This window comes from Polaribacter sp. 2405UD43-2 (assembly GCF_058147125.1).
This window is the reverse complement of sequence record NZ_JBYVJX010000009.1, coordinates 1-26,464: the sequence shown is the minus strand read 5'-3', so window position 1 is coordinate 26,464 and position 26,464 is coordinate 1. Positions and strand designations below refer to the sequence as shown.

24 protein-coding genes and 1 tRNA gene are annotated in these 26,464 nt (G+C 30.0%); 12 read left to right on the top strand and 13 right to left on the bottom strand.

What is annotated here, in order from left to right; all coding sequences use genetic code 11:
• Nucleotides 1–306: 306 nt before the first annotated feature.
• Entirely contained in the window at nt 307–528 is a 222-nt protein-coding gene (locus tag ACY2RX_RS11940) for a helix-turn-helix domain-containing protein (RefSeq protein ID WP_490104289.1), read from the top strand.
• 99 nt (nt 529–627) lie between these two features.
• Here the strand turns inward: ACY2RX_RS11940 and ACY2RX_RS11935 are convergent.
• Nucleotides 628–698, bottom strand: a tRNA-Cys gene (locus ACY2RX_RS11935).
• A gap of 49 nt (nt 699–747) precedes the next feature.
• Nucleotides 748–1,110: a dihydroneopterin aldolase gene (gene folB / locus ACY2RX_RS11930; RefSeq protein ID WP_490104218.1), complete on the bottom strand. Its 363-nt coding sequence runs from the start codon at nt 1,108–1,110 to the stop codon at nt 748–750.
• Nucleotides 1,111–1,186: 76 nt separating this feature from the next.
• On the opposite strand from folB, the gene ACY2RX_RS11925 reads away from it, so the two are divergent.
• The 6 genes from ACY2RX_RS11925 to ACY2RX_RS11900 all read left to right on the top strand — a co-directional run bounded on the left by ACY2RX_RS11925 (nt 1,187) and on the right by ACY2RX_RS11900 (nt 5,537).
• Complete coding sequence (locus ACY2RX_RS11925; protein ID WP_490104217.1) at nt 1,187–2,035, top strand: hypothetical protein; 849 nt, start codon at nt 1,187–1,189, stop codon at nt 2,033–2,035.
• Nucleotides 2,036–2,087: 52 nt separating this feature from the next.
• Nucleotides 2,088–2,720 carry a dioxygenase family protein gene (locus tag ACY2RX_RS11920; protein ID WP_490104216.1) on the top strand — a complete coding sequence of 211 codons (633 nt, stop codon included), beginning with the start codon at nt 2,088–2,090 and terminating at the stop codon, nt 2,718–2,720.
• 114 nt (nt 2,721–2,834) lie between these two features.
• Nucleotides 2,835–4,520, top strand: a complete 1,686-nt coding sequence (locus ACY2RX_RS11915; protein ID WP_490104215.1) for a glutamine--tRNA ligase/YqeY domain fusion protein — start codon at nt 2,835–2,837, stop codon at nt 4,518–4,520.
• A gap of 62 nt (nt 4,521–4,582) precedes the next feature.
• A complete protein-coding gene (locus ACY2RX_RS11910) occupies nt 4,583–4,891 on the top strand; it encodes a DUF6370 family protein (protein WP_490104214.1) in 309 nt (102 codons plus the stop codon).
• A 129-nt stretch (nt 4,892–5,020) separates the two neighbouring features.
• Nucleotides 5,021–5,269, top strand: a complete 249-nt coding sequence (locus ACY2RX_RS11905; RefSeq protein ID WP_490104213.1) for a hypothetical protein — start codon at nt 5,021–5,023, stop codon at nt 5,267–5,269.
• A gap of 1 nt (nt 5,270) precedes the next feature.
• Nucleotides 5,271–5,537 (top strand): type II toxin-antitoxin system RelE family toxin, encoded by a 267-nt coding sequence (locus ACY2RX_RS11900; RefSeq protein ID WP_490104212.1) that lies wholly within the window; start codon nt 5,271–5,273, stop codon nt 5,535–5,537.
• An 81-nt stretch (nt 5,538–5,618) separates the two neighbouring features.
• Here the strand turns inward: ACY2RX_RS11900 and ACY2RX_RS11895 are convergent, their stop codons facing one another.
• Both ACY2RX_RS11895 and ACY2RX_RS11890 read right to left on the bottom strand, forming a co-directional pair.
• On the bottom strand, nt 5,619–6,659 hold the full coding sequence (locus ACY2RX_RS11895; RefSeq protein WP_490104211.1) for an aldo/keto reductase: 1,041 nt from the start codon (nt 6,657–6,659) through the stop codon (nt 5,619–5,621).
• 207 nt (nt 6,660–6,866) lie between these two features.
• On the bottom strand, nt 6,867–8,054 hold the full coding sequence (locus ACY2RX_RS11890) for a phosphoglycerate kinase (RefSeq protein WP_490104210.1): 1,188 nt from the start codon (nt 8,052–8,054) through the stop codon (nt 6,867–6,869).
• Nucleotides 8,055–8,232: 178 nt separating this feature from the next.
• Here ACY2RX_RS11890 and ACY2RX_RS11885 point away from each other — a divergent pair, with 178 nt between their 5' ends.
• The 3 genes from ACY2RX_RS11885 to ACY2RX_RS11875 all read left to right on the top strand — a co-directional run bounded on the left by ACY2RX_RS11885 (nt 8,233) and on the right by ACY2RX_RS11875 (nt 11,106).
• Nucleotides 8,233–9,375 (top strand): DNA polymerase III subunit, encoded by a 1,143-nt coding sequence (locus tag ACY2RX_RS11885; protein ID WP_490104209.1) that lies wholly within the window; start codon nt 8,233–8,235, stop codon nt 9,373–9,375.
• Between the two features lie 142 nt (nt 9,376–9,517).
• A complete protein-coding gene (locus tag ACY2RX_RS11880; protein WP_490104208.1) occupies nt 9,518–9,865 on the top strand; it encodes a YciI family protein in 348 nt (115 codons plus the stop codon).
• Nucleotides 9,865–11,106, top strand: coding sequence for an RNA polymerase sigma factor (locus ACY2RX_RS11875; protein ID WP_490104207.1), 1,242 nt, complete (start codon nt 9,865–9,867; stop codon nt 11,104–11,106). The genes ACY2RX_RS11880 and ACY2RX_RS11875 overlap by 1 nt, the downstream gene beginning before the upstream one ends.
• Nucleotides 11,107–11,137: 31 nt before the next feature.
• Here the strand turns inward: ACY2RX_RS11875 and ACY2RX_RS11870 are convergent, their stop codons facing one another.
• From ACY2RX_RS11870 to ACY2RX_RS11855, 4 genes are all read right to left on the bottom strand, one after another.
• Nucleotides 11,138–11,695 (bottom strand): MOSC domain-containing protein, encoded by a 558-nt coding sequence (locus tag ACY2RX_RS11870; protein WP_490104206.1) that lies wholly within the window; start codon nt 11,693–11,695, stop codon nt 11,138–11,140.
• A 4-nt stretch (nt 11,696–11,699) separates the two neighbouring features.
• Nucleotides 11,700–12,467: an enoyl-CoA hydratase/isomerase family protein gene (locus tag ACY2RX_RS11865; RefSeq protein ID WP_490104205.1), complete on the bottom strand. Its 768-nt coding sequence runs from the start codon at nt 12,465–12,467 to the stop codon at nt 11,700–11,702.
• A 133-nt stretch (nt 12,468–12,600) separates the two neighbouring features.
• The gene (locus ACY2RX_RS11860; RefSeq protein ID WP_490104204.1) at nt 12,601–13,932 is read right to left on the bottom strand and encodes an MATE family efflux transporter; all 1,332 of its coding nucleotides are present in this window, start codon (nt 13,930–13,932) and stop codon (nt 12,601–12,603) included.
• A gap of 52 nt (nt 13,933–13,984) precedes the next feature.
• Nucleotides 13,985–16,723, bottom strand: a complete 2,739-nt coding sequence (locus ACY2RX_RS11855) for a PD-(D/E)XK nuclease family protein (RefSeq protein ID WP_490104203.1) — start codon at nt 16,721–16,723, stop codon at nt 13,985–13,987.
• A 79-nt stretch (nt 16,724–16,802) separates the two neighbouring features.
• On the opposite strand from ACY2RX_RS11855, the gene ACY2RX_RS11850 reads away from it, so the two are divergent.
• A complete protein-coding gene (locus tag ACY2RX_RS11850) occupies nt 16,803–17,585 on the top strand; it encodes an amidohydrolase (RefSeq protein ID WP_490104202.1) in 783 nt (260 codons plus the stop codon).
• A 146-nt stretch (nt 17,586–17,731) separates the two neighbouring features.
• Here ACY2RX_RS11850 and ACY2RX_RS11845 read toward each other — a convergent pair whose 3' ends face one another.
• The 5 genes from ACY2RX_RS11845 to ACY2RX_RS11825 form a co-directional block, all read right to left on the bottom strand.
• Nucleotides 17,732–20,836, bottom strand: coding sequence for a leucine--tRNA ligase (locus ACY2RX_RS11845; RefSeq protein ID WP_490104201.1), 3,105 nt, complete (start codon nt 20,834–20,836; stop codon nt 17,732–17,734).
• 128 nt (nt 20,837–20,964) lie between these two features.
• Complete coding sequence (locus ACY2RX_RS11840) at nt 20,965–21,507, bottom strand: DUF2911 domain-containing protein (RefSeq protein WP_490104200.1); 543 nt, start codon at nt 21,505–21,507, stop codon at nt 20,965–20,967.
• A gap of 205 nt (nt 21,508–21,712) precedes the next feature.
• On the bottom strand, nt 21,713–23,824 hold the full coding sequence (feoB, locus tag ACY2RX_RS11835; RefSeq protein ID WP_490104199.1) for a ferrous iron transport protein B: 2,112 nt from the start codon (nt 23,822–23,824) through the stop codon (nt 21,713–21,715).
• A 6-nt stretch (nt 23,825–23,830) separates the two neighbouring features.
• A complete protein-coding gene (locus ACY2RX_RS11830) occupies nt 23,831–24,055 on the bottom strand; it encodes a FeoA family protein (protein WP_490104198.1) in 225 nt (74 codons plus the stop codon).
• Nucleotides 24,056–24,140: 85 nt separating this feature from the next.
• A complete protein-coding gene (locus ACY2RX_RS11825) occupies nt 24,141–24,821 on the bottom strand; it encodes an SCO family protein (protein ID WP_490104197.1) in 681 nt (226 codons plus the stop codon).
• A 170-nt stretch (nt 24,822–24,991) separates the two neighbouring features.
• Here ACY2RX_RS11825 and rseP point away from each other — a divergent pair, with 170 nt between their 5' ends.
• Nucleotides 24,992–26,338 carry an RIP metalloprotease RseP gene (rseP, locus tag ACY2RX_RS11820; protein WP_490104196.1) on the top strand — a complete coding sequence of 449 codons (1,347 nt, stop codon included), beginning with the start codon at nt 24,992–24,994 and terminating at the stop codon, nt 26,336–26,338.
• The last annotated feature ends 126 nt before the right edge of the window (nt 26,339–26,464 follow it).

The window sequence follows — 26,464 nt, the reverse complement described above, 5'->3', positions numbered from 1 at the left end:
ACATCCCGTACTATCTGCTTTTTACATCTTTTTATTAAAAAAAATGATTTATTTTTTCATAAAAGTTAGGTTATTGAATATTTCTTACTGCATTCAGGTACTTTTTTTACAGAAAACGTAAAGAGTAGTATTCGTGAAAAAATTCAAGAAAATGATTGATTGCTGTTTTCATAGAACTTAAAGTTATTTAATTGATATTTTTATTATTACTTTTTTATAAATGTAGTATTTTAAGATGACAACATAATCATTTCTTAGTTTGATTTTAGCAGTCGTGAAGTCACTATCAGAAGTTGAGATAAAAAAATAAAAGAAACTACTCCAATCCTTATTGGAAAAAAAGTACGGCTACTAAGAAAGCAACAAGGTTTAACACAGACAGAACTTGCAGATTTGGTTTTAAAAGATCGTCAATACCTTTATAAAATTGAAAAAGGTTTGGTAACACCAAATATATCCACTATTATTATTCTAGCTAAAGCAATGCAAATTCCTTTGAAAGAATTATTTGATATTGAAAGCTTATAGAAAATATCTTTTTTTAGAATGTGGGCAATCAAGTGGGCAATAAGAAAAAAAACAAACCACCTAACATATTAATTATTAGATGGTTTTGTTTTTATTTTGAGGTGTCGAGCGGATTCGAACCGCTGTAGATGGTGTTGCAGACCACTGCCTAGCCACTCGGCCACGACACCCTTTTGGGACGACAAATTTACGCAATTTATCGTTTTAAGCAAGTCTTTTTTACTTTTTACGTTTTTTTGTTAAGATTATTACCACTTCTTCTACATTTCCGCCTATTGGTGGATTTATTTTTGAGACAGAAACTTTTGCTCTTTTTATCATTTTTAGCTCTTTAAAAAAACGATTTAATATGCGGTTAGCAACTTCTTCTAATAATTTAGAACGAATTGCCATTTCTTCTTTTACAATAGAATTTAAATGTACATAATCTACAGTATCAGATAGATTATCTGTTTTAGATGATTTTTTTAAATTTGCTTTTACCTCTAAATCAACGCTATACCATGAACCTATTTTAGCTTCTTCTTCTAAACAGCCGTGAAATGCATATAGCTTTATATTATTTACTTGAATTTTTCCCATAGAGCAAATATATTTAAAAAAGTAGGGCTTTTTAAATTAGTCTTGTTATAATTAAAACATTAATCTTAATACAAAAATGAAAAAAGCAACACAATTAAGAGCAGCAACTCTAATAGTTATGGTTCTATGTTGTCTATCTTGTTCTAAAGATGATAACGAAACGAAAACAATTATTAATCTAGGTAAAGACCCTAATTTTAAAATTATTGCCAATTCTGATTTCAAAAAATTCAACAGAAAAGTAGTGGTTTTTGGTGTCGATATTTATGCAGCTCCAAAAGTTGAAGATAATAAGCTTTTACACGCAGCAAATTTAATGGCTCAATATTTAGATAATAATGAAGATGGTATTGTTGACAATAAATTAGTAGTTGATAAAATGGTAGAAAACAAAGCTTTTTTATTCTTATGGAAAACTAAAAACGATATGCTGTCTAAACCTCCTTCTGGAAGATTAGGACAAGATTTAGGGAATGATGAAACCAGACCTAATTGGCACACAAATAAACATAAAGGCAAATTCGATGCTGCTTTAGAAGAAGTTTGGCATATTGTTACGCATGCTGGTTATTCTAAAGCATATCCAAAAATATTTGGCGAGAATGAAGGTACTTCTTTAACCAAAGCTATGGATGTTGCAAGAGGAGGAAAATTTACAAGTATCCCTAAAACTTATCCAGCAAAAGCTTGGTATACTTATGATGATAAAACTTGTGAATACAATTGCCAAGCAACTGAGTATTTTTACTGGGCAATGTCTTCAATTTTAGGAGCACAAACAAATAGATTGAGTGAAATACAATATGAATGGAAATTAAACACCAAAGCAAAAATAAAAACTACAGATAAAACTATTTATAGTTTGTTAACAGATAAAAAGTACAATTTTCCAACAGTTTTACCAGACGGAACTTATAAAAAATAGGGTTTCTTGTTACTAAACTGTTTAATAAGTAATGAGCCTTAAAACCAAAATTATGGATAGAAAAAAATTCTTAAAAAAATTAGGCCTTGGTGTTGTTGCTACACCAATGGTAACATCTTCATTAATCTCTTGCTCTAAAGAAGAAAACACTATCAACCCTAACCTAGAAAGTAATAATTGTGGCGTAACTAAATCTGATATGTTAGGGCCTTATTATGTAAGTGGAACATCAAAAATAACAAATCTAAACACTCAAAATTTACCTGGCGATAAAATTATTGTTTCTGGTAAAATCTATGGCGGATCAAACAAAAACAGACCCATAGCCAATGCTATGATAGAAGTTTGGCACGCAGATAGTGGCGGAATTTATCATCCTGTTGGAGATGGAGACGTAAGCAACTATAAAGCCAATAAAATTACATTAAGAGGTTTTGTTACAAGTGATGCAAATGGCAACTATTCTTTTGAGAGTATTAGACCAGGATTATATCCTGGAAGGCCAAGACATTTTCATTATAGAATTACTGCTAATGGTTATAAAGCATTAGTAACACAAATTTATTTTACAAATGACCCAAAAACAGCTGATGAAGGCATAGAAAAATGTAGAATTATAAATTTTAAAAAAGACAGCAAAGGCGTGTATAAAGGAAATGCAGAAATACATTTAGAAGCAAATTAACCCTAATTTTTTATTAAACAAAGAACCCTTTTAAAATATTGTAAAAGGGTTCTTATGTATTTAGAAAAGACCTCAACAATTTTGTGTAATTTTGCACTTCAAATTCAACAAAAAATGACTGAAGAAAAAAAATCATTGAATTTTTTAGAGCAAATTATTGAAGAAGATTTGGCAAACGGAATGCCAAAAGAAAGTTTACGCTTTCGTTTTCCGCCAGAACCAAATGGATATTTACATATTGGGCACACAAAAGCAATCGGAATTAGTTTTGGTTTAGGATTACATTACAATGCGCCTGTAAACTTGCGTTTTGATGATACAAATCCTGCAAAGGAAGAACAAGAATATGTAGATGCTATTAAAAAAGATATATCTTGGTTGGGGTATAATTGGGCAAATGAATGTTATTCTTCAGATTATTTTCAGCAATTATATGATTGGGCAATTTTATTGATTAAAGAAGGAAAGGCTTATGTAGATTCGCAATCATCAGAAGAAATGCGAAAACAAAAAGGCACACCAACTCAAGTGGGTACAAATAGTCCTTTTAGAAATCGTTCTGTTGAAGAAAACTTAGAATTATTTCAAGCAATGAAAGATGGAAAGTTTAAAGAAGGTGAACATACTTTGCGTGCAAAAATTGATATGGCAGATGATAATATGCTAATGCGAGATCCTTTAATGTACAGAATTATGTACAAAGAGCATCATAGAACTGGTTCTGATTGGTGTATTTACCCAATGTATGATTGGACACATGGAGAGAGCGATTACATAGAACAAATTTCGCATTCTTTGTGTTCATTAGAATTTAAACCTCACAGAAAATTATACAATTGGTTTAGAGATCATGTATATGAATTTAGTAAAACGGATTATCCTAATCCGCCAAAACAACGTGAGTTTTCTCGTTTAAATTTAAGCTACACAATAATGAGTAAACGTAAGTTACTTAAATTGGTAGAAGATAATATTGTGGCAGGATGGGATGACCCTAGAATGCCTACAATTTCGGGTTTAAGAAGACGTGGCTATACACCAGCATCTATTAAAAGTTTTATTGAAACTGTAGGTGTTTCTAAGCGTGAAAATGTAATTGATGTTGCTTTGTTAGAGTTTAAAATACGTGAAGATTTAAACAAAACTGCCAAAAGAGTTATGGGAGTTTTAGATCCTGTAAAAGTAGTGATCACTAATTATCCTGAAGATAAAGAGGAATTATTAGATGCTAATTATAACGATTATGAAGAAGGTTTTGGAAGTAGAAAAGTGCCGTTTTCTAGAGAAATTTATATAGAGCGTGAAGATTTTAGAGAAGAAGCCAACAAGAAATTCTTTAGACTAAAATTAGGAAAAGAAGTCCGTTTAAAAAACGCCTATTTTATTACCGCAAATAGTTGTTCAAAAGATTCAGAAGGAAATATAACTGAAATTCAATGTACTTACGATCCGTTAACAAAATCAGGTAGTGGAACAGAAGAAAGCAAACGCAAAGTAAAAGGAACTTTGCATTGGGTTTCTGCAAAACACGCTGTTAAAGCAGAAGTTAGAGCTTATGATAGGTTGTTTTTAGATGAAGCTCCAGATGCTCATAAAGACAAAGATTATATGGAATTTATCAACCCAAATTCATTAAAAATAATCAATGCTTTTGTAGAACCAAGTTTGCAATCTGCAAAAATTGGAGAGCGTTTTCAGTTTCAACGTTTAGGATATTTTAATGTAGATGATGACTCCACTTCTGAGAAGTTAGTATTCAACAAAACAGTTGGTTTACGAGATAGTTGGGCAAAAAAGTAATCAGTTGACAGTTGGCAGCTTTCAGTAATCACTGTTGCGTTAAAAATTTAAAACTTATAATTATGAAAAAAATATTTTTATTATCAATCTTATTTATTAGTCTTTCTTGTGCAGATAAACAAAAAGAAGTGAAACACGCAGCAGAAATTTCTTGTGGACAATGTAAATTCGATTTAGAAGGTGGTGGTTGTAATTTAGCGGTTCGTTTTGATGACAAAGCTTATTATGTTGATGGTTTTGGAATTGATGATTTTGGGGATGCTCATGATCTTAAAAAAGGATTTTGCAACGTTATTAGAAAAGGTGAAATTACAGGTGCTGTTAAAGACGGAAAATTTGTAGCTAGCAATATTAAATTAACAGATGAGTAATCTTTTAATTATCTCATAAAAAAATCCGAAGTAAAAATTACTTCGGATTTTTTTTATGATCGAAACTAATTGCATATATTATATATATTATATATATTTGACCTACTCTGTGAAAAAAGTACAATCGAAATGAAAAAATTAATAGAAATAGATGATACTATTCTTACAAAACTGAAAGTATTATCTGCTTTTGAAGGATTAAGTGTAAAAGCTCTAATGGAAAAGGCTATTGAATTGTTTGTAAAATCGAAAGAAAAAGAACAATTAGATAGTTTAACTCAAGAACAAAAAGAAGATTTAGGTCTTTTACTCTTAATGCAACAAGCAGATAGAACTGACACCGTGAGTAGAGAGGACATTTTTAAATTGTTAGAATAAAATGGAGGTAATCTACCTTAAAAGTTTAGAGAAAGATTTAAAAAAAATTAAAGATAAAAAGCTGCTTAAATCATTAGCCAGTATTTTTATAAATCTCGAAGATGTTAATACTTTATTTGATGTTTCGAGCGTAAAAAAACTTTCTGGTCATCCAGAAGCCTATAGAATACGTGTTGGCGATTATAGATTAGGAATTTTTTATTCAGAAGAAACCGTTACAATCGCTCGTTTTTTGAAAAGAAATGATATCTATAAATTGTTTCCTTAAAATTAAAAATCCAATGAAAATTAATTTTCATTGGATTTTTATTTTTACTGCAAACTGAATACTGAAAAACTACCAACTAAATTAAGGTGCAGGATTAGGAATCTCAGCGTGAACTGCTTCAATCTCTTTTAGAATTTCATCAGATAAATCAATATTTATAGAATTAATATTTTCTTTTAACTGACTCATTTTTGTGGCTCCAATAATATTTGCTGTTACAAATGGTAATTGATTTATGAAAGCCAAAGACATTTCTGTTAAAGTAATTCCGTTTTTCTTTGCAATCGCTTCATATCTTTTTACCGCTTTTGTAGAACCATCACCCATATATCTTGCAACAAAACGCGGAAATAAAGTTCCTCTTGCTCCTTCAGGTAAATTTCCGTTTAAATATTTGCCTGATAAAACACCTTGTGCTAATGGCGAATACGCTAATAAACCAATATCTTCTCTTAAAGAAACTTCAGACATTCCATACTCATACGCTCTATGAATTAATGAATACGAATTCTGTATAGAAATTGGTCTTACTAAATTATGAGCTTTAGCAGTTTGCAAATATTGCATAGTCCCCCAAGGAGTTTCATTAGAAAGTCCTATGGCTTTTATAGTTCCTTTTTTTACAAATTCATTTAAAGTTTCTAAAATTTCTAAATGATTTTCAGCTTCTTTACTTGCTGTTTTAAACGGATAATCACGCAAACCAAAACAATTTACACCGCGATCTGGCCAGTGTAATTGATACAAATCTAAATAATCGGTTTGTAAGCGTTTTAAGCTTCCTTCAATAGTTTTAATAATATTTTCTTTTGTTAATCCGCCAGTTCTAATGTGTTTTGTATAATCTCCACCACCGGCAATTTTAGTTGCCAAAACAACGCTGTCTCTATTTCCTGTTTTTTGAAACCAGTTACCAATAATCCTTTCTGTGTCTGCATAACTATCTGCGGTAGCAGGAACCGGGTATAATTCTGCAGTATCAAAGAAATTTACACCTTGTTCTAACGCGTAATTCATTTGTTCGAAAGCATCTTTTGGAGTGTTTTGTTTTCCCCAAGTCATTGTTCCTAAACAAATTTTACTGATTTTTATATTGGTATTTGGTAGGGTTGTATATTTCATTTTTTTTGATGTGTAATTGTTGATTTATTTAATTGAAGATTTCGTCTTTTTAAAAAGTGAATATTTTAACATCGGTTTCTTAATTTTCAGAAGAAATAGAATTCCAATAATTGCTAAATTAAATACTATTAATTCAATCAAAAAAATAAAGCGTGTAATTTTAACAATTACACGCTTACACTTTTAAACAAATAAACGAAAAGGCGTTTATTTTAATATCGCTTCTATACCAGGTAAAGTTTTTCCTTCTAAACTTTCTAACATTGCTCCACCACCCGTAGAAACATAACTTACTTTATTGGCAAAACCAAATTGTTTAACAGCTGCAACAGAATCTCCTCCACCCACTAATGAGAAAGCTCCGTTTTGAGTTGCTTTATCTATAGAATTTCCTAAAGCAATGGTTCCGCCAGCAAAAGATTCCATTTCAAAAACCCCTAAAGGACCGTTCCATAAAATGGTTTTGCATTTATTTACAACATCGTCAAAAATATCTCTAGATTTTGGCCCAGCATCTAAACCTTGCCAGCCTTCTGGAATTTGAGTTATATCTAAAATTTGTGTGTTTGCATTGTTAGAAAAATTATCTGCAGCAATAACATCAACAGGAATATGAACGAGAACATTTTTTGCTTTTGCTTGCTTTAAAATATCTAAAGCCAGTTCCATTTTATCATCTTCACAAATAGAATCTCCAATAGTTCCTCCTTGTGCTTTAACGAATGTAAAACTCATTCCGCCACCAATAATTAAGTGATCTACTTTATCTAAAATATTTTCAATTACAGTAATTTTTGATGATACTTTTGCACCTCCTAAAATTGCTAAAACAGGTTTTTCAGAGTTGTTTAATACTTTATCTATACTAATAATTTCTTTGGCTAATAAGTTTCCAAAACACTTGTTTTCTGGAAAAAATTGAGCAACAATTGTTGTAGATGCGTGTGCTCTATGTGCTGTACCAAAAGCATCGTTTACATAAATATCACCTAATTTAGATAATTTTTCTGCAAAAGCCTTATCGCCTTTTTTCTCTTCTTGGTAAAAACGCAAGTTTTCTAATAATAAAACTTCACCAGATTGTAAATTGGCTACAGCTTCTTCTACTTTATCACCTATACAATCTGCAACAAATTTTACTTTAACACCTAATATTTCGGTAGCTTTTTCTACAATATTTCCTAAAGAAAATTCATCTTGAAACCCTTTTGGGCGTCCTAAATGCGACATTAACACACAACTACCTTCTTGTTCTAAGATGTCTATAATAGTAGATTTTGCTGCTTGAATTCTTGTTGCATCCGTTACTTCAAATTTATCATTTAAAGGCACATTAAAATCTACACGAATTAATGCTTTTTTATTCTTAAAATTAAAATCTTTTAGTGTTTTCATTTTTTGTAAAATCTATTTTCTACAAAAATACCTATTTATTTACTCTTTTTGAGGTTGAAATTATAAAAATCAATACAACGTTTTCGAAGGCAAAAGAATCTCTTTCAACAAAATAACTAATTATAAGATTGCTTTCGTAATTTAATGAATTAATGCCAAACAAATTTTATATTTGCTTATGCTTTTCAACCAAATAATAGGTCAAGAACACATAAAAAAACACTTAAAAGTTTCTGCTGAAAATGGTAGAATTCCGCACGCACAATTATTTGTGGGTAAAGAAGGAAGTGGAACTCTGCCTATGGCAATCGCATACGCACAATTTTTATTGTGTAATTTTTCTGATAATATTGAGGTTTGTAATTTAAAATGCGACAAGTTGCAACATCCTGATTTGCATTTTGCGTTTCCGGTTACATCCAACGAAAATGTAAAAAAACACCCCGTAAGCAGCTTGTTTTTAGAAGATTGGAGAAGTTTTATAGAAACCCAACCTTACGGAAGTTTATTTAATTGGTTGCAACATATTGGCGTAGAAAATAAACAAGGAATTATTGGTGTTGATGAAGCCGAAGAAATTGTAAAAAAACTAAAACTTAAAAGTTACGAAGGTGGTTTTAAAATAATGATTATTTGGATGCCAGAAAAGATGAATATTGCTGCTGCCAATAAATTATTAAAATTGATTGAAGAACCACCAGAAAAAACTGTTTTTTTATTGGTTACAGAAAACGATGAACAGATTATAAACACCATAAAATCGCGTTGTCAGGCATTACATTTCCCTGCATTAAGCGAACAAGATATTACCAATACTTTAATTGTAGAATATCAAGTTTCTAATAATGATGCTGCAAAAATTGCACATCAAGCAGAAGGAAATTTTAACAAAGCATTACATTTATTACACAACGATTCGTCTGATTTTGTTTTTGAAGAATGGTTTGTTGCTTGGATAAGAACTGCTTTTAGAGCCAAAGGAAATGCTTCTGTTGTACAGCAATTAATTGAGTGGTCCGATACCATAGCTAAAACTGGTCGTGAAACCCAAAAGCGTTTTTTAGAATATTGCTTGCAGTTTTTTAGACAAGCAATGTTGCTAAATTATCAGTCTAAAAACTTGGTTTTTATGGAAACTAAAACCGGGTTTAACATCTCTAAATTTGCACCTTTTGTACATTCTGGAAACATACTTGAGATAGAAAAAGAATTAAATGAAGCCATCTATCATATTGAAAGAAATGGTAATGCAAAAATTATTTTACTAGATTTATCGATGAAATTGACTCGTTTTCTGCATAAAAAGGAGGAAACTGTTTAATTGATAAGTTATGCTGATTTTTTTTCAGAAGCTCATTAAGCATATACCCATTTTATAATAAATTCAAAATAAAAGCTTAAAAAGTGTCCCTTTTTATTTTTGACAAACGTCTTATAAGTATAAAACTTAAAAACTTTAAATTATGAAACAATTTATGATGATTTTTATTGGCGAAGATTATGCTGATTTAGGGCTTTCTCCAGAAGAAATGCAAAACAGAATGCAAAAATGGTTTGCCTGGAGCCAAAAAATGGAAAAAGCTGGAATTTTACACGAAGGAGAAGCCTTAACTTCAAAAATAAGGCGCATATCTGGAGTTGAAAGAACATCAAAAGACATCGCATCTACCGAATTAAAAGAAATTGTTGGCGGTTATTATACTATTAAAGCAAAAGATTTTGATGAAGTTGAAAAAATTGCTAAAGATTTCCCTGATTATGATTTAGGCTCTATAGTAGAAATTAGAGAAATAATGGTATTTGATCATTAATGGAAACAAAACTAATAGACCATCTTTTTCGCCATCATAGTGGAAAGATGGTTTCTGTTTTAATTAGAATTTTTGGGCTCTCAAATATTGAAATTATTGAAGATGCTGTTCAAGATACTTTTTTAAAAGCCAGTATTTCTTGGCGAAAAAAGCAACCTAAGAATCCTGAAGCTTGGTTAACTCAAGCTGCAAAAAACAGAGTTTTAGATATTTTTAGAAAACTAAAAACTGAACAAAAACACTTTCCTGAAATCAAAAACGGAATTGAAGCAATTGCTATAAATGAACTCTTTTTAGAGGCAGAAATTGAAGACGCACAACTTCGAATGATTTTTACAGCTTGTCACCCAAAATTAGATCCAAAAGATCAAATTTCATTTGCTTTAAAAACGATTTCTGGATTTAGTATCAAAGAAATTGCATCTGCTTTATTAACAAAAGAAGAAGTAATTAAAAAAAGACTGTTTAGAGCAAGAAAAACAATTAAAACTAAAAATTTAACTTTTAAAATTCCGCAAGGAAAAGAATTACATCAACGGATTGAAAGTGTTTTAACTGTTATTTATTTAATTTTTAATGAAGGGTTTCATTCCAACAAAAAAGAAATTCTTATTCAAAAAGAATTGTGTGGAGAAGCTATGCGTTTATGTAAGGTGATGTTAAAAAATAAACACACTCAAACTTCAGATGCTTATGCTTTATTTGCTTTAATGTGTTTTCATTCTGCAAGATTAGATGCGAAAATAAATACCGAAAATGAGTTGTTAGATTTAAAAAAACAGGATAGAAATAAATGGTTTTTTCCTATGATACAATTAGGAAATAATATGATGGATAAAGCTGTAGAAACTGATGATTTTTCTAGATATCATTATGAAGCAGCCATTGTTGCAGAACACATAAAAGCACCCAATTTTGAACAAACAGATTGGAATAAAATTTTATATTGGTACAAATGTTTGTACAAATTACATCCTTCAACGTCTCTACTTTTAACAATGGCAGTAGTTTGTTTACAAAATGAAAACTATGTGAAAGCGAATTATTATTTTGAGCAAATAAATCCTGAAGATTTAACACAACGTGCCTACTTATTTTATGGCGCTAAAGCAGATTATTATTCTAAAATAAACAAGAAAAAAGAAGCCTTAAAATTTATTGAATTCGCTTTAGAAAAAGTGACAAATAAACTGGAAAAAGAGTTTTTGGAGAGGAAAAAAAGTAATTTTAAAAAACTATAGATTTAAGCAATCAATCAACAAAACAACAGAACTAAATCCCCTTTTCAATTCTTTTAGCAACATACAAATCTGCAATGGTTATGTTTTCTTTACACAATTTTATTATTTTAAACTCATCTCCAGCTTTTACAAAACCCGTTTGAATTACCTTAAAATAAACACCACAAAAAGTGGTATTCCAGAATTGTTTTACAATTTTCATATTGTTAAAACGAACTCCTAATTTCATACAAGGATTTCTTTGAACTGTAACTTCTAAAATAGCATCACCAACTTTAAAAGTATCACCTTGATGAATTTTAGTTTCATCCAAATCATCAATGGTTAAATTTTCTCCAAAAATTCCCATTTCAAAATTTAAATTGGGATACAAATTTTTCCAATAATTGTAATGTTTTAAAGAATAACCATAGACTGCTTGTAAAACTCCCCCATGATGTTCTCTATTGCAAATTACATCTCCTTTAACATCTTCAGTATCTAAAAAAATAGGTTGATCAACCGAAAACTTAAAAATACCTGTAGTTACTTTTTTACCTTTCCAATTGATTTCTTTACGTTTTCCAATATTTGTTGAAATGATTTTCATATAGCTATTTTTTAAATTTTGACAATGCTTTTTTTGTGAAATCTGACAAAACCAATTTACCTGAAATTACTGCTCTTTCTGCCAATAAATCATTCCAATTTTCAGTTCCTTTCCACAATACTTTTTTCATTTCTGACAAAGCTTGAGGATGATATGATGCCAATTTTTCTGATAAAATTTCGACTTCTGTATCCAATTCGTTTTCTGTATCAAAAACCTTCGCATACAAACCTTTTTCTTTTGCCCAATAAGCGTTTTTCCAACTAGTTGCATCTAAAGTTAATTCTGATGTTCCGGCAACTCCTATTTTTCTAGAAACTGCAGGTTCAATTACAAAAGGCCCAATACCGATAGTAAACTCCGAAAGTTTAATTGCTGCGTTTTCGGTTGCTAAAACATAATCACAAGCTGCAGCTAAACCAACACCACCACCAACAGCTTTTCCTTGAACTCTTCCAATAATTAACTTTCCACAAGTTCTCATTGCATTAATTACGTTTGCAAAACCAGAAAAAAATTGTTTTCCTTCTTCTAAATTAGAAATTGCCACTAATTCATCAAAAGAAGCTCCTGCACAAAAAGCTCTGTCTCCTTCAGATTTTAAAATAATTACAGAAACTGCATCATTTTTTCCTATTAAAATCAATTCTTTGGCTAATCTATCTAGCAACTCGCTAGGAAAAGAATTACTTGCTGGATGCCCAAATTCTATAGTTGCAATCTTATTCTGAATATTGGTATATAAACTTCCGTTTTGTCTTTTTGTGGTCATTTTATATTTTTTTTAGTAAAAATAAGATATAATATTCAATGTCATTTCGAAATGAGACTTTTTAGTCGATTGAGAAATCTATAAAATTTTGTATTTAAAACTCTTCATAAATTCGGAATGACACACTCGTTATTTATTTCTCTACTAGCGGCAAAAATTTCTTTCTAAACTTAAAAACCAATGGCAAACCTCTTGCTAAAATCCATAGCGTAAAGGCAATCCAAATAGCAGTGAGCTTTAAATTATAATAATCAAAGACCAGCAAAGTCGGAATAAAAACGAAAGCAGTTGAGATAATTAAGAGGTTTCTTAAATATTTCATTTCTCCCATTCCTTTAAACATTCCGTCAAAAATAAATGTAATTGCACTTATGGGCTGTGTTAACAAAACAATCCAAAAAACGTGATAAAATTGTTCTAAAACATCTAAATCTTGTGTGAAAATTTTACCAATGGATGTATAAAAAACAAAACCCAACAAAGCAATTATAAATCCTGTTGCTAACCCATATTTAAACAATTTATTACTTAAAGTTACCAAAGATTTAAAATCTTTTGCGCCCAATAATTTACCCGATAAAATATTTCCTGCGCTAGAATATCCATCAATCATAAATGCGCCCAACAACCAAATATTTATGCCAATTGTATAGGCTGCAATGTATTCTTTACCGTAATCTGTGGCGTAAGCAGTTGCAAAATATAATGCCGTATTTAAAGCAATTGTTCTTACAAAAAGGTTTCCAATCATTGCTAATAAACGCGGAACTTCTTTGTGAAAAGGGAAACTTATTTTAAGAGAAATGGTTGTTTTTTTCAATAGTAAAATCACCGCAATAATTGCCATTGTAATTTGTGCAATTACACTTGCATAAGCGGCTCCTTCTATATGCATTGCCAGAATAAAACCATCAACTCCATAAACAAAAACAAGATCTAAAACAATGTTTAACAATGCACCAATAATGGCAATTATCATTGGATAAAAAGTGTTTTGCAAACCTCTAAAAGTGCCAAAAATGGCAAATACAAAAAGAGAAAAAGGGAAACCAAAAATTCTTATTTTAAAATAAGAAATACAATATCCTAAAACTTCTTCTGTTGCATTATAAAATTGAAAAATTTGTTTTGCAAACGGATAAGAAATTGCCAAAACAACTAAGCTTCCTAAAACAACAATTGCAATTGCTTGCGCTGGTAAAGATTTTACTTCATCTAATTTATTGGCACCTACATATTGAGAAATTATGGATGAAATAGCACTTCTAATTTGCCCAAAAACCCAAACTAACATAGAAATAAACGCACCTACAATACCAACTGCCGCTAAACTTTCGGTGGCATTTTTATCAATATTACCAATAATTGCAGTATCTGTAATAGATAACAAAGGCTCTGCAATACCTGCAATTAAAGCAGGTATTGCCAATTTATTTATCCTTTTAAAACTAATATCTGTGCCCAATAATTTTTGTTTTTGCAAATGTACATATCTGAAAAAGGAGAATAAAAAGAATTTAATATTTTAAATCAGCAGGTTCAATAAAATTAATTTCTAACATATAAATTTCTTTGATATAAATTTTTATTTCGTTGATAAATTTGTCAAGTTTTTCTTCTGTAATTTCTACATCTGGTTTTCTATAATTTGATGAAAAATTGACAGGCAAAAAACCACTTTTTAAATTCTTAAAAGAATAAATTCCTGCTTCTAGAGGTTGGTTGAATTTATAGTTTTTATTTTTGGTATATAAATATGCATATAATAAAACCTGAATGGCTTTATATTGTTCTTTTTCTCTTAGTTTTTCGAAATCTAGAACTTTTAAATGAGCATTACTAACTATTCCTGTTTTGTAATCAATGATTCTTAAAACGCCATTTACTTCATCAACTCTATCTACTTGACCATGAATTTTTATCGGAAAATCTATCCCATCAATTTTAATTTCTGTGGCTAAATTTTCTTCTGTTGCAATAATTTTTAACTGATTGTTTTTGTCTTTTAGCAACTCCTTTTCTTGTGCTAAAAAATTATTGACAAATCTATTGGCAACTTCAAAAATTAAACGATTTTTTCCTGTTGATAAATCTCCATTTTTAAACTCTTTTTTAAAATGTTTAATCACTAAATCTTTTGATTTCTGACTTATAGAATCAATGTCATCAATCAATAAATACTTTCCAACAAATGGCTTGTATAATTCGTCTAAAGTTTCATGAACCACAGTTCCTAAAGTATTGTATGCAACAGTTTCTTCTACATCATCAAACTCTTTAAGTTTCAAAACTTTTTGTTTGTAAAACGAAATAGGATTGTACAAATAATTAGTCAATGCAGAAGGTGAAATTCCTTTTTGTGCTAAAATTTTTAGAGCGTCTAAAACAGCTTCATTTTTTTTAATTTCTTTTAATGCAACTTTTGAGGAAACTACTTTAGGAGAAACAATTTTCTGAACCACATCTGTTCTCATCATTTCTAATTGTGTAACAAACCTGCTTTTTTCTCCACTCCCAAAAACATCGTGTTCTGTATTATAAATAATAAAAACGTTCTTTGCTCTTTGCATTAATCTAAAAAAATGATACGAAAAAATTGCATCTTTTTCTCGATACGTTGGCAAACCAAAAGCCAGTTTTACATCAAAAGGAATAAAAGAATTTTGCTGACTGTTTGCTGGTAAAACACCTTCGTTAGAAGATACTAAAATAATATTTTTAAAATCTAAAACCCGTGTTTCTAACATTCCCATTAATTGCAATCCTCTTAGTGGTTCTCCTTGAAAAGACAAGCTTTCTGATGCTATTAATTGCCTAAAAAACAACGACAATGTCTTTAAATCTGGAAAATATTGAAACTCTTTTTGTAATGTTTTTAATTGTGTAAATGTTGTGTAAAAACGAAATAAATATTCTTTTTCTAAATCATTAGTAGTTTCTTTTAAAAGATTGATTAAGTGTATGATTCTATCAATAAATTCATCAATAGAAACGTACTCATTAAAAATAGATGCAATGATTTTTTTGAGTTCATTGCTAGAATTTTCTAATAATTTTTTAATATGATTTTGATGGATAAATGTTTGATTCTGTTTTGCAATCTTATCAGAAAAATCATCAATTTTGGGTATCAATTTATAAATAGATTGATGTTTAAAAAAACGAATTACATCTTTATAATAAAACTCATTTACAGCTTTTTTTTGCAATTTATCTTGAGAAATAAAGAGCTGAAATATAGAAAACAACAAGCTTGTGGTTGGTATATCTTTTAGCGGATATCCCATTGTTATATTAATTGCATTGATATTTTTAGGCAAAGAATTTAACGTTATTGGCAACAAGGTTTCATCTGCCATAACCAAAGCTGTATTGTTAAAATCTGTAAATTTCTCTAAAATTTCTCCTGCATATTTTATTTGAGTGGTGTTTTTTGAAGCTCCAATTACTTCAATTTTTTTAGGTTGAGAAAATGCATTACTAAGTGTTTTTAATGGGTGTTTTTCATAGTATTTCCAGGTGGCTTTGTATTTTCTAATAAAAGTCCCTGCTTGATGATTCGAATTAAAGAATACCGCATCCAAATCCCAATAAATTTCTGAATTCCCAGTTTCTAAAACTTTTTGAAATAAAAATTCTTCAGCTTTATTTAAAGCATTAAAACCTAAAAAAGCAAACTTTTTATTTTGATTTTCATCTAAAAATGAATCGATTTTATTACAAGATTCTCTATAAAGTAAACCTTGATAACCAATATTTTTTTCTTTTAAAAAACGATAAAAATTAGTATAATAAACATTTAAGCGTTCTAAAAACGAATAATGATCTTTCATTAATTCCGTTTCTTTAAACTCTCCTTTTACAGACCATTTTTTTAAGCGCTGGATATCTCTTAAATAAATAAAAATATCTTTTGCATCTACAAGGTGTTGATCAATTTCATTAAAATCTTGTAAAACTGTAAATGCCCAAGATGAAAAAACATCAAAAGAAACAGGTTCTTTTTCTAAACTCTTATAAATAGTATAAAAGTGAAATAATAATTGAATACTATCTACTTTTTCTATTCCTGAAACTCGGTTGATAAATTGCTCAACATTGAGGGTTTCTGGTAAAAATCCAACAGAAATTTTATCTTTAAATGTTTGTTTTACAAAGACTTTTGCTCTTTGCGATGGTAAAATAAAAACTACATCTTCTAAAGATTTTGTGGTTTTTAAAATAGCATCTAAAGTATCAGAAATAAAAGATTGCATCAATTTTCTTGTGATTAGTTTCGATTTCTAAATTACAAAAACTTACTTTTATACATCTTTAATCCTTAAATTATTTTTGATGCAAAACGAATTAAACGTTGTTGGAATTCAAGCCAATTTAGTTTGGGAAAATCCTACTAAAAATCTATCCTTTTTTGAAGAAAAAATAAATGCGCTTTCTAAAAACACAGATTTAGTGGTTTTACCAGAAATGTTTACCACTGGTTTTACAATGCATCCTGAAAAGGTTGCTGAAAAAATGGAGGGTATTTCTATTTCTTGGATGAAAAAAATGGCAATAAAAAATAAAATTGCAATTGTGGGAAGTTTGGTTATTGAAGATGATAAAAAGTATTACAATCGCTTAGTTTTTGTAGATTCTGATGCAAAAATAAAAACTTATAACAAAAGACATTCTTTTACTTTGGCTGGTGAAGATAAAGTCTATACTTCTGGTAATAACAAAATAATTATTAAGTATAAAGGCTGGAAAATTTGCCCGTTAATTTGTTATGATTTACGTTTTCCTGTTTGGGCTAGAAATACCCAAAATTACGATCTATTGATTTATATAGCAAATTGGCCAGCAGCCAGAATAAAAGCTTGGGACACGCTTTTAAAAGCGCGCGCCATAGAAAATATGACCTATGTTGTTGGTGTAAATAGAACCGGAAAGGATGCAAATAATTACCAATATTCTGGCAATTCTTTAATTGTTAATTATTTGGGTGATGAGATTTCTAACTTAAAAAACAATGAGGTGGGAGTTGTAAAATCTGTTCTAAATAAATCTGAACAAGAGAAAATCCGTGAGAAATTAGGGTTTTTAAACGATATGGATTCTTTTCAAATTTTGGAGTGAATAAAAAAATCATTTGGTAATAGTAATTTGTATAAGAAAGAAACCCATCAAGTTTTTAAAACCTGATGGGTTTGGATATTAAGCCTAAAAGTTACATTTATCCGCTTCTACAAAAACAAGCTAATACTTATTGCACACTGCGTGTACTAACCAACTATATTAACAATTTTACCAGGCACAATAATTACTTTTTTAGGAGTTCTGCCCTGTAATTGTGCTTGCGTTTTTTCGTGTGCCATTACAGTTTTTTCAATTTCATCTTTAGACATATCTAAAGGTAATTCTAACGTAAAACGCATTTTACCATTGAATGAAATCGGATAATTCTTAGAACTTTCTACCAAATATTTTGCTTCAAAAACAGGAAAATTTGCAGTTGCAATACTTTTAGTATTTCCTAATTTGCTCCATAATTCTTCTGCAATATGTGGCGCATAAGGTGATATTAAAATCAACAAAGGCTCTAAAATTGCACGCTTGTTACATTTTAACGCTGTTAGTTCATTTACTGCAATCATAAAGGTAGAAACTGATGTGTTAAAAGAGAAATTCTCTATATCTTCTTCTACTTTTTTAATGGTTTTATGCAATGTTTTTAACTCATCTTTTGTTGGTTCAGAACCTGAAACTTCAAAATTTTCTCCGTTATGATATAGTTTCCAAAGCTTTTTTAAGAAAGAATACACACCAGAAATACCCGAAGTTTTCCAAGGTTTTGCTTGTTCTAAAGGTCCTAAAAACATTTCGAACAAACGTAAACTATCTGCACCATATTCTTTTACAATATCATCAGGATTAACTACATTGTATTTAGACTTCGACATTTTTTCTACTTCTCTAGAAACTTTAAAAGTACCATCTTCTTCTGTAATAAATTCTGCGTCTTTAAATTCTTTGTATCTATTATCTGAGATAAAAGATTTAATATCTAATTCATCAGAAGAATTCACAAATGTTACATCAGCTCTAACGAAATGAGACAGACAATCAAAAACAATTTTATCTTTTAAATATTCAATTATTTGAGATTTATTCATACCCAATAAATTATCGATAATTTCATTTGATTGAAAAATATTTTCTAATTCAATTTTATTAGGATTACTGCTCAAAAGATCATATAAATACTCCAAAAAACTATTTGATTCAATTTCATTTTTTACAAATCGCTTTGTTATTAATTTATGTGAAATTAATCTTTTCTTATCTTCAATTTTAAAATTACTTATAACAGATAATTTGGTTCTCTTAGTCTCAATTGCTAATTTCATAGAATAAACAAAAGCAGAAGTCCCCAAAATCATTCCTTGGTTAATTAGTTTTTTTGCAAACTCATCTACAGGTACAATACCTTTATCAAACAAGAATTTTTGCCAAAAACGAGCGTATAATAAATGTCCTGTTGCGTGTTCTGAACCGCCAATATATAAATCTACTTCTTTCCAATAATCTAATGCTTCTTTGCTTGCAAATTCATTAGGATTAGAAGCATCCATATAACGGTTAAAATACCAAGAACTTCCTGCCCACCCAGGCATTGTGTTTAGTTCTAGAGGGAAGACACTAGTGTCATTTATTTTTTCATTACTAACAACCGAGTTAGTTTCTATACACCACGCCCAAACATCTGCATTTCCTAAAGGTGGTTTTCCGTCTTCAGTTGGCAGGTATTTTTCTACTTCTGGTAAAACGATTGGCAAGTGTTTTGCATCAATCATTTGTGGCATTCCGTCTTTGTAATATACTGGAAACGGTTCTCCCCAATAACGTTGTCTGCTAAAAACAGCATCACGTAAACGGTAATTTATTTTTCCGTAGCCAAAACCGCGTTTCTCTATTTCGTAGATTACGGTTTTCATTCCTTTTTTATAATTCAATCCGTTTAAGAAATCTGAATTTGCCAATTTAATACCTTCTTTAGCATCGTTTGCTTTTTCAGAAATATCAACGTCTTTAAAAATATTAGGAATCGGAATGTTAAAATGCTTAGCAAAATCATAATCACGTTGATCACCACAGGGAACTGCCATAACTGCACCTGTTCCGTAAGAAGCTAAAACATAATCTCCAATCCAGATTTGTACTTTTTCGCCCGAAAAAGGATGAATTGCAAACGCGCCTGTAAACACACCAGAAATGGTTTTTACATCTGCCATTCTATCGCGTTCAGAACGTTTTGCTGTTGCTTTTATGTAGGCTTCCACCTCATCTCTTTGTTCATCTGTCACGATTCGTGACACAAGTTCATGTTCTGGAGCTAAAGTCATAAAACTTACTCCGAAAATTGTATCAGGACGTGTTGTGAAAACTTCAATTTCATATTGAGATTTCTCGACTGCGCTCGAAATGACATTACTTTCTAACTTTGAACTTTGAACTTTGAACTTTATAGATGCTCCTTGCGAGCGACCAATCCAGTTAGTTTGAGAGTCTTTTAATGGTTGTGGCCAATCTATAGTTTGTAATCCGTCTAATAAACGTTGTGCATAAGCAGAAATTCGCATAGACCATTGGGTCATTTTTTTTCTGACAACAGGATGACCACCACGTTCTGAAACGCCGTTTACAATTTCGTCGTTTGCTAAAACGGTTCCTAAAGCAGGACACCAGTTTACTTCTGTATCTGACAAAAATGTTAAACGATATTGTAATAAAATTTCTTGTTTTTGGGTTGAAGAAAAGCCATTCCAATCTTCCGCAGAAAACGAGATAACATCTTCGTCACAAACTGCATTTATATTTGCATTTCCTTCTAAAGCAAACACTTCTTGCAATTCAGAAATGGGTCTTGCTTGGTCAGAATCTTTGCAATAATAAGATTCGAAAAGTTGGATAAAAATCCACTGCGTCCATTTGTAATATTCTGGATTTGAAGTTCTTACTTCTCGAGACCAATCAAAAGAAAAACCAATTTTATCTAATTGTCTTCTGTAGGTTTTTATATTTTCTTCTGTTGTTTTTGCAGGATGCTGCCCTGTTTGAATAGCATATTGTTCTGCTGGTAAACCAAAAGAATCATAACCTTGTGGATGCAATACATTAAAGCCTTTATGACGCTTGTAACGTGCATAAATATCGCTTGCAATATAACCTAATGGATGCCCAACATGTAAGCCTGCTCCAGATGGATAAGGAAACATATCTAATACATAATATTTAGGTAATTCAGAATTATTTTTGGCTTTAAAAGTTTGTTTTTTTGCCCAAAACTCTTGCCATTTTTTTTCTATTTCTTGGTGATTATATTGCATCATTCTCCTTTTAAGGCTGCAAATTTACGGTTATTCTAGAAAAGAAAACAATTTGTAAACTGCTAAATTTTTTCCATAAAAAAAACCATAAATAAATTATGGTTTTTCAATTATATTTAAAGTTTATTTTATCCTTTTATTGGAACAGAAATAACTGTGTTTTCCCATCCTAAATGCATTGTTGCATTTGCTCCTTCTCCTTCAAAAATAATAGAAAAAGCTTCAATAGGTTTTTTTGATTTAGATACTTTTCCTTTCACTCTTACAACATCCATTTCTTGCTTATAAAAATAAGAACCCCATACATTTTTGTGGTTACTAATAATCACTGTCCAATCTCCATCAGTAGGAATTGTAAATAGTGTATAAGTTCCTGCTTTTACTTGTTTTCCTCCAAAATTTACATCTTTATAAAATGTAATTTCTGCGGCTTCATTTGCTCCTGTTCGCCAAACTTTATTTTTTGGCGCCAGTTTATCTAAAGATCTTCCTTTTAATTGTGGTCTGCTATAAATTACTTTTACTAATTTGTCTGCTTCTCTCCAATTATCTGGATGTGCTGCTGCATCCATAGGGCTAACATCTAATTTTTTAAATTTTTGTGCAGAAATTTCTGTTGATGAAATCATTGCAATTGCAAAAATTGCCAATGATAAAATTGATTTTTTCATTTTATTATGATATAATTATTGATTTAATAAGTCTGTTTTCAAAAATAGAAAAGCTAAGTTTACTAATATACTAATTTTGTGTTAAAGAACTAATTACAACCACAATCAGAATTGCAGTTTTTATCTTTTTTTGATGTAAAAAAGTATTTTTTTATCAAAAATAAAACCGCTAAAACCACTAAAGTATAAGCTATAATTTCTTGCATTAACTTAAAACTTGATATGTTATTAATGACGATATATAAGCTAAAACTGCCATTCCTAATAACTGAATTAATGGCCATTTCCATGTTTTGGTTTCTCGTTTTACAATGGCTAAGGTTGCCATACATTGCATTGCAAAAGCATAAAAAACCATTAAAGACATTCCTACAGGAAAATTAAAACGTTTTTTACCTGTATCTGGATTGAGTTCAGAAGCCATTTTTTGTTTAATGGTTGTGGTATCTTCATCATCAGCTTCTACACTATAAATGGTTGCTAATGTACCTACAAAAACCTCTCTTGCAGCAAAAGATGTAATTAATGCAATTCCTATTTTCCAATCATAACCTAAAGGTTTTATGGTAGGTTCTATGGTTTTTCCTAGAATTCCTATATAAGAATTTTCTAATTTTGCAGATGCTATTTTTTGTTGTAATTCATTATCAGATAAATTTTGATTTGCAACATTTTCTATGGTATTTTTTTCTGCATTCTTAAAAGAAGTTGGTCCGTTAGATGCTAAAAACCATAAAATTACAGACAATGCTAAAATAATTTTACCTGCTTCTAAAACAAAAGATTTTGTTTTTTCTACTACTTCTAATAAAACATTTTTTATTGATGGTAGCTTGTAATTTGGCATTTCTACTACAAAAAACGACTTCGATTTTATTTTTAACGTTTTATGTAAAATAAATGCTGATAAAAATGCGGTGGCAAAACCCAAAGCATACAATGCTAATAAAACGATTCCTTGTAAATTTAAAAATCCGAAGATTTTAGTATCAGGAATAATTAATGCTATTAAAATTGCATACACTGGCAAACGTGCAGAACAGGTGGTAAATGGTGTTACTAAAATGGTGATTAAACGCTCTTTCCAACTTGCAATAGTTCTGGTTGCCATAATTGCAGGAATTGCACAAGCTGTACCCGAAATTAACGGAATTACACTTTTACCATTCATTCCATAACGTCGCATAATTTTATCCATTAAAAAAACCACACGACTCATATAACCGGTTTCTTCTAAAATGGCAATGAATAAAAATAGAATGGCAATTTGTGGAATAAAAATGACAACTCCACCAATTCCTGGAATAATTCCTTCGGTTAATAAATCTGTTAAAATACCTGCAGGTAAATTGCCTTTTACAAAACCTGATATTTCTGCAAAAGTGGCATCAATAAAATCCATTGGTACAGAAGCCCAATCAAAAATTGATTGAAAAATTAGCAACAATAAAAAGACAAAAAATACATATCCAAAAATTTTGTGTGTAAATATTTTGTCTAATTTACTTCGTAAATCTGTGGCTTTACTTTTATCAACAATATATGTTTTTTTAAGAATTTTGTTAATTTCTTGATACCTATAAATGGTTTCTTTATGTTGATATTTTTTTAGTTTAGAAACATCCTTTTTAAAAGCTAATAACTTTTCTTTTTCTTGTTTTGTAATAGAATCTGGGTAATTATTTTGAGTAATCATCAACCATAATTCGTACAAAGAATAATTGGGGCTTACTTCTTTTAATTTATTAAAATAATCTGGATCTATTTTGTGATTTATGCCACATAATGGGGATGCTTTTGCTGCAACGTGACAACGAATTATTGCTGCTTTTACATCATCTATTCCTTCATTTTTTCTGGCAGAAATTAAAACAACTTCTGTATTTAATTCTTTTTTTAGCAAAGACAAATCAATAGTAATTCCTTTTCTACTCATTTGATCAACCATATTAATTGCCAAAACCGTAGGAATTTCTAAATCTTTAATTTGGGAGAAAAGCAATAAGTTTCTCTTTAAATTTTCTACATCGGCAACCACTAAAATTACATCTGGAGATTCTTTAATATCTTTTTTAAGCAAGGTTTTTAAAACAATACTTTCGTCTAAAGAAGTAGGGTTTATGCTGTAAGTTCCAGGTAAATCTGTAATTATTGCATTATGGGTTGATGATAATTTACTTGTGCCTTCTTTTTTATCTACGGTAATTCCTGGGTAATTACCTACCTTTTGATTTAAACCCGTAAGTTGATTAAAAAGTGAAGTTTTACCAGTATTAGGGTTTCCTATTAAAGCTACTTTTATATCGTTTTTAGACATCGATTTTTAACTTTTTAGGATTTGAATTAGTGCAGCCGTTTCTTTTCTAATTGCTAAATGACTGCCATTTACACAAATATAAATAGGATCGTTTAAAGGAGCAATTTGTACCAATTTTACCTCAGCTCCTGGTAAACAGCCCATTTCTAGCAATTTTAGTGGAATAAAATCTAACGACTCTTCAGAAATATATCCTATTTCTCCTTTACGCAATGTTGCAATTGTACTCAACTCTTTTTATTATAGAAAGATTCCCGCTAAAGCGGGAATGATAAATTCTTTACAAAGATAGGAATTTAGAATGATTCTAAACAAGTTAATTTCTACTATATTCTTCTTTTAACAAAACAATATCTTTTTTCAATTTTTCCATATCTTTTTTTTCTGTGCCATCATAATAACCACGAATGCGTTTTTCTTTATCTACCAACACAAATTGCTCTGTATGAATAAAGTCGTTTTCGTCTCCATTTCCTTCATCTAACACAGCAAAATAACTTTTTCTTGCCAACTCATAAATGTGTTTTTTGCTTCCTGTAGTTACATTCCATTTGCCATCTATAACTCCTTTTTTATCAGCATATTTTCTTAACACAGAAACGCTATCCATTACAGGAGTTACAGAATGAGATAAGAACATTATATCATCGTCATTTTTATAAAACTCTTGCAATTCGCTCATATTATAAGCCATTGCAATACAAATGGTTTGGCAACGTGTAAAGAAAAAATCTGCAATATAAATTTTGTTTTTATAATTGTTGTTGGTGATGATTTCTCCATTCTGATTTGTCAGCTCAAAATCTGCAATGGTATGGTTTTTTTGAATATGCAACATACTATCATCTACCAAACGCGGATTTACATCAACAGGATTGTAAATTTTAAGGCGATTATCAACCTTTAATAAATGATAAAAAACGGTAATTCCAACCGCAGAAAAAACTACAAAAAAAATGATTGTCGGAATAGATTTCTTAAAGAATTTGAGTTCCATAAAACACATTATAGCTACAAATTTACAACTTAAAAACCCCACAGAAAAGTAAACAAAACCAAATACTTTGCAAAATCTTTGTTAAAATAAAAACCAAGTTTTAATTGTTCTTTTACAACTCTCTTTAAAAACGTACATTTGTGCGTTTTTTAATTATGATTTAACGCTGAATGGAAATATTAATAAAAGCATCGCAATTTATTTTAAGTTTATCTTTATTAATTGTTTTGCATGAATTGGGGCATTTTATCCCTGCAAAATTGTTTAAAACCAAAGTAGAAAAATTCTACTTATTTTTTGATTATAAAATCTCACTTTTCAAGAAAAAAATAGGTGAAACCGTTTATGGTATTGGTTGGATTCCGTTAGGAGGCTATGTAAAAATAGCTGGTATGATTGATGAAAGTATGGATACTGAACAAATGAAACAACCAGCACAACCCTGGGAGTTTCGTTCTAAACCAGCTTGGCAACGTTTAATTATAATGTTGGGTGGTGTTTTTGTAAACTTTGTTTTAGGAATTTTTATCTACATTATGTTAATGTATGCTTATGGAGAAAAGTTTTTGCCAAATGAAAACGTAAAAGAAGGTGTTTGGGTGCAAGATTCATTGGCTATGGACTTGGGAATAAAAACGGGAGATAAAATTTTAACGATTGATGGAGAAAAAATAAAAAAATTCTCTGAATTAACTCTAGGTTTTGTAAACGGAAACAACTTTCAAATAGAAAGAAATGGAGAAGTTCTTGACAAACAAATTCCAGAAGATTTTATTTCTAAATTAGTAGATAGAGGTAAAGATGCAGGTGCTGTTTTGTTACCAAGATATCCTTTTACCATTGCTGGTATTTCTGATGATTCTCCAAATGTAAATGCTGATTTAAAAAAGAAAGACATTGTTATTGCTATTAATGGAAATACAATCAAATACTTTGATGAAGCACAAGCAGAACTAGATAAATTCAAAAATCAAGACATTACAGTTACTGTAAAAAGAGGAGCTGAAACTAAAGAAATCCCTGTAAAAGTTACTTCTGAAGGAAAATTAGGAGTTGGTTTAGGACAATTATCTTTTAAAGATTTAGAAAAGTTAGGCTACTACACATTAGCAAATATTGAATATTCTTTTACTGAAGCAATTCCTGCTGGTTGGAACAAATCTTGGAAAACATTAACGGATTATGTAAAACAATTAAAAAAGATATTCAACCCAAGTACAGGAGCTTACAAAGGTTTAGGTGGTTTTATTTCTATTGGTAGTATTTTTCCTGCAGAATGGAGCGCACAATCTTTCTGGAATATTACTGCGTTCTTATCTATTATGTTAGGTTTTATGAACTTATTACCAATTCCTGCTTTAGATGGAGGTCACGTAGTTTTTACACTTTGGGAAATGATTACAGGTAAAAAACCTGGTGATAAATTTTTAGAATATGCACAAATAGCTGGCTTTATATTTTTAATAGTCTTGTTACTTTTTGCAAATGGTAATGATATATTTAGATTGTTTAAATAAACTATTACACATAAAATAAGAATTTAAAAAGCCTTACAATGAGCTACTGTACTGTTGGGAGTAAATCGGTTCTTTGTATTTAGGACACTAGTGAAATTAATCTATATAATCACAACAACAGGATAC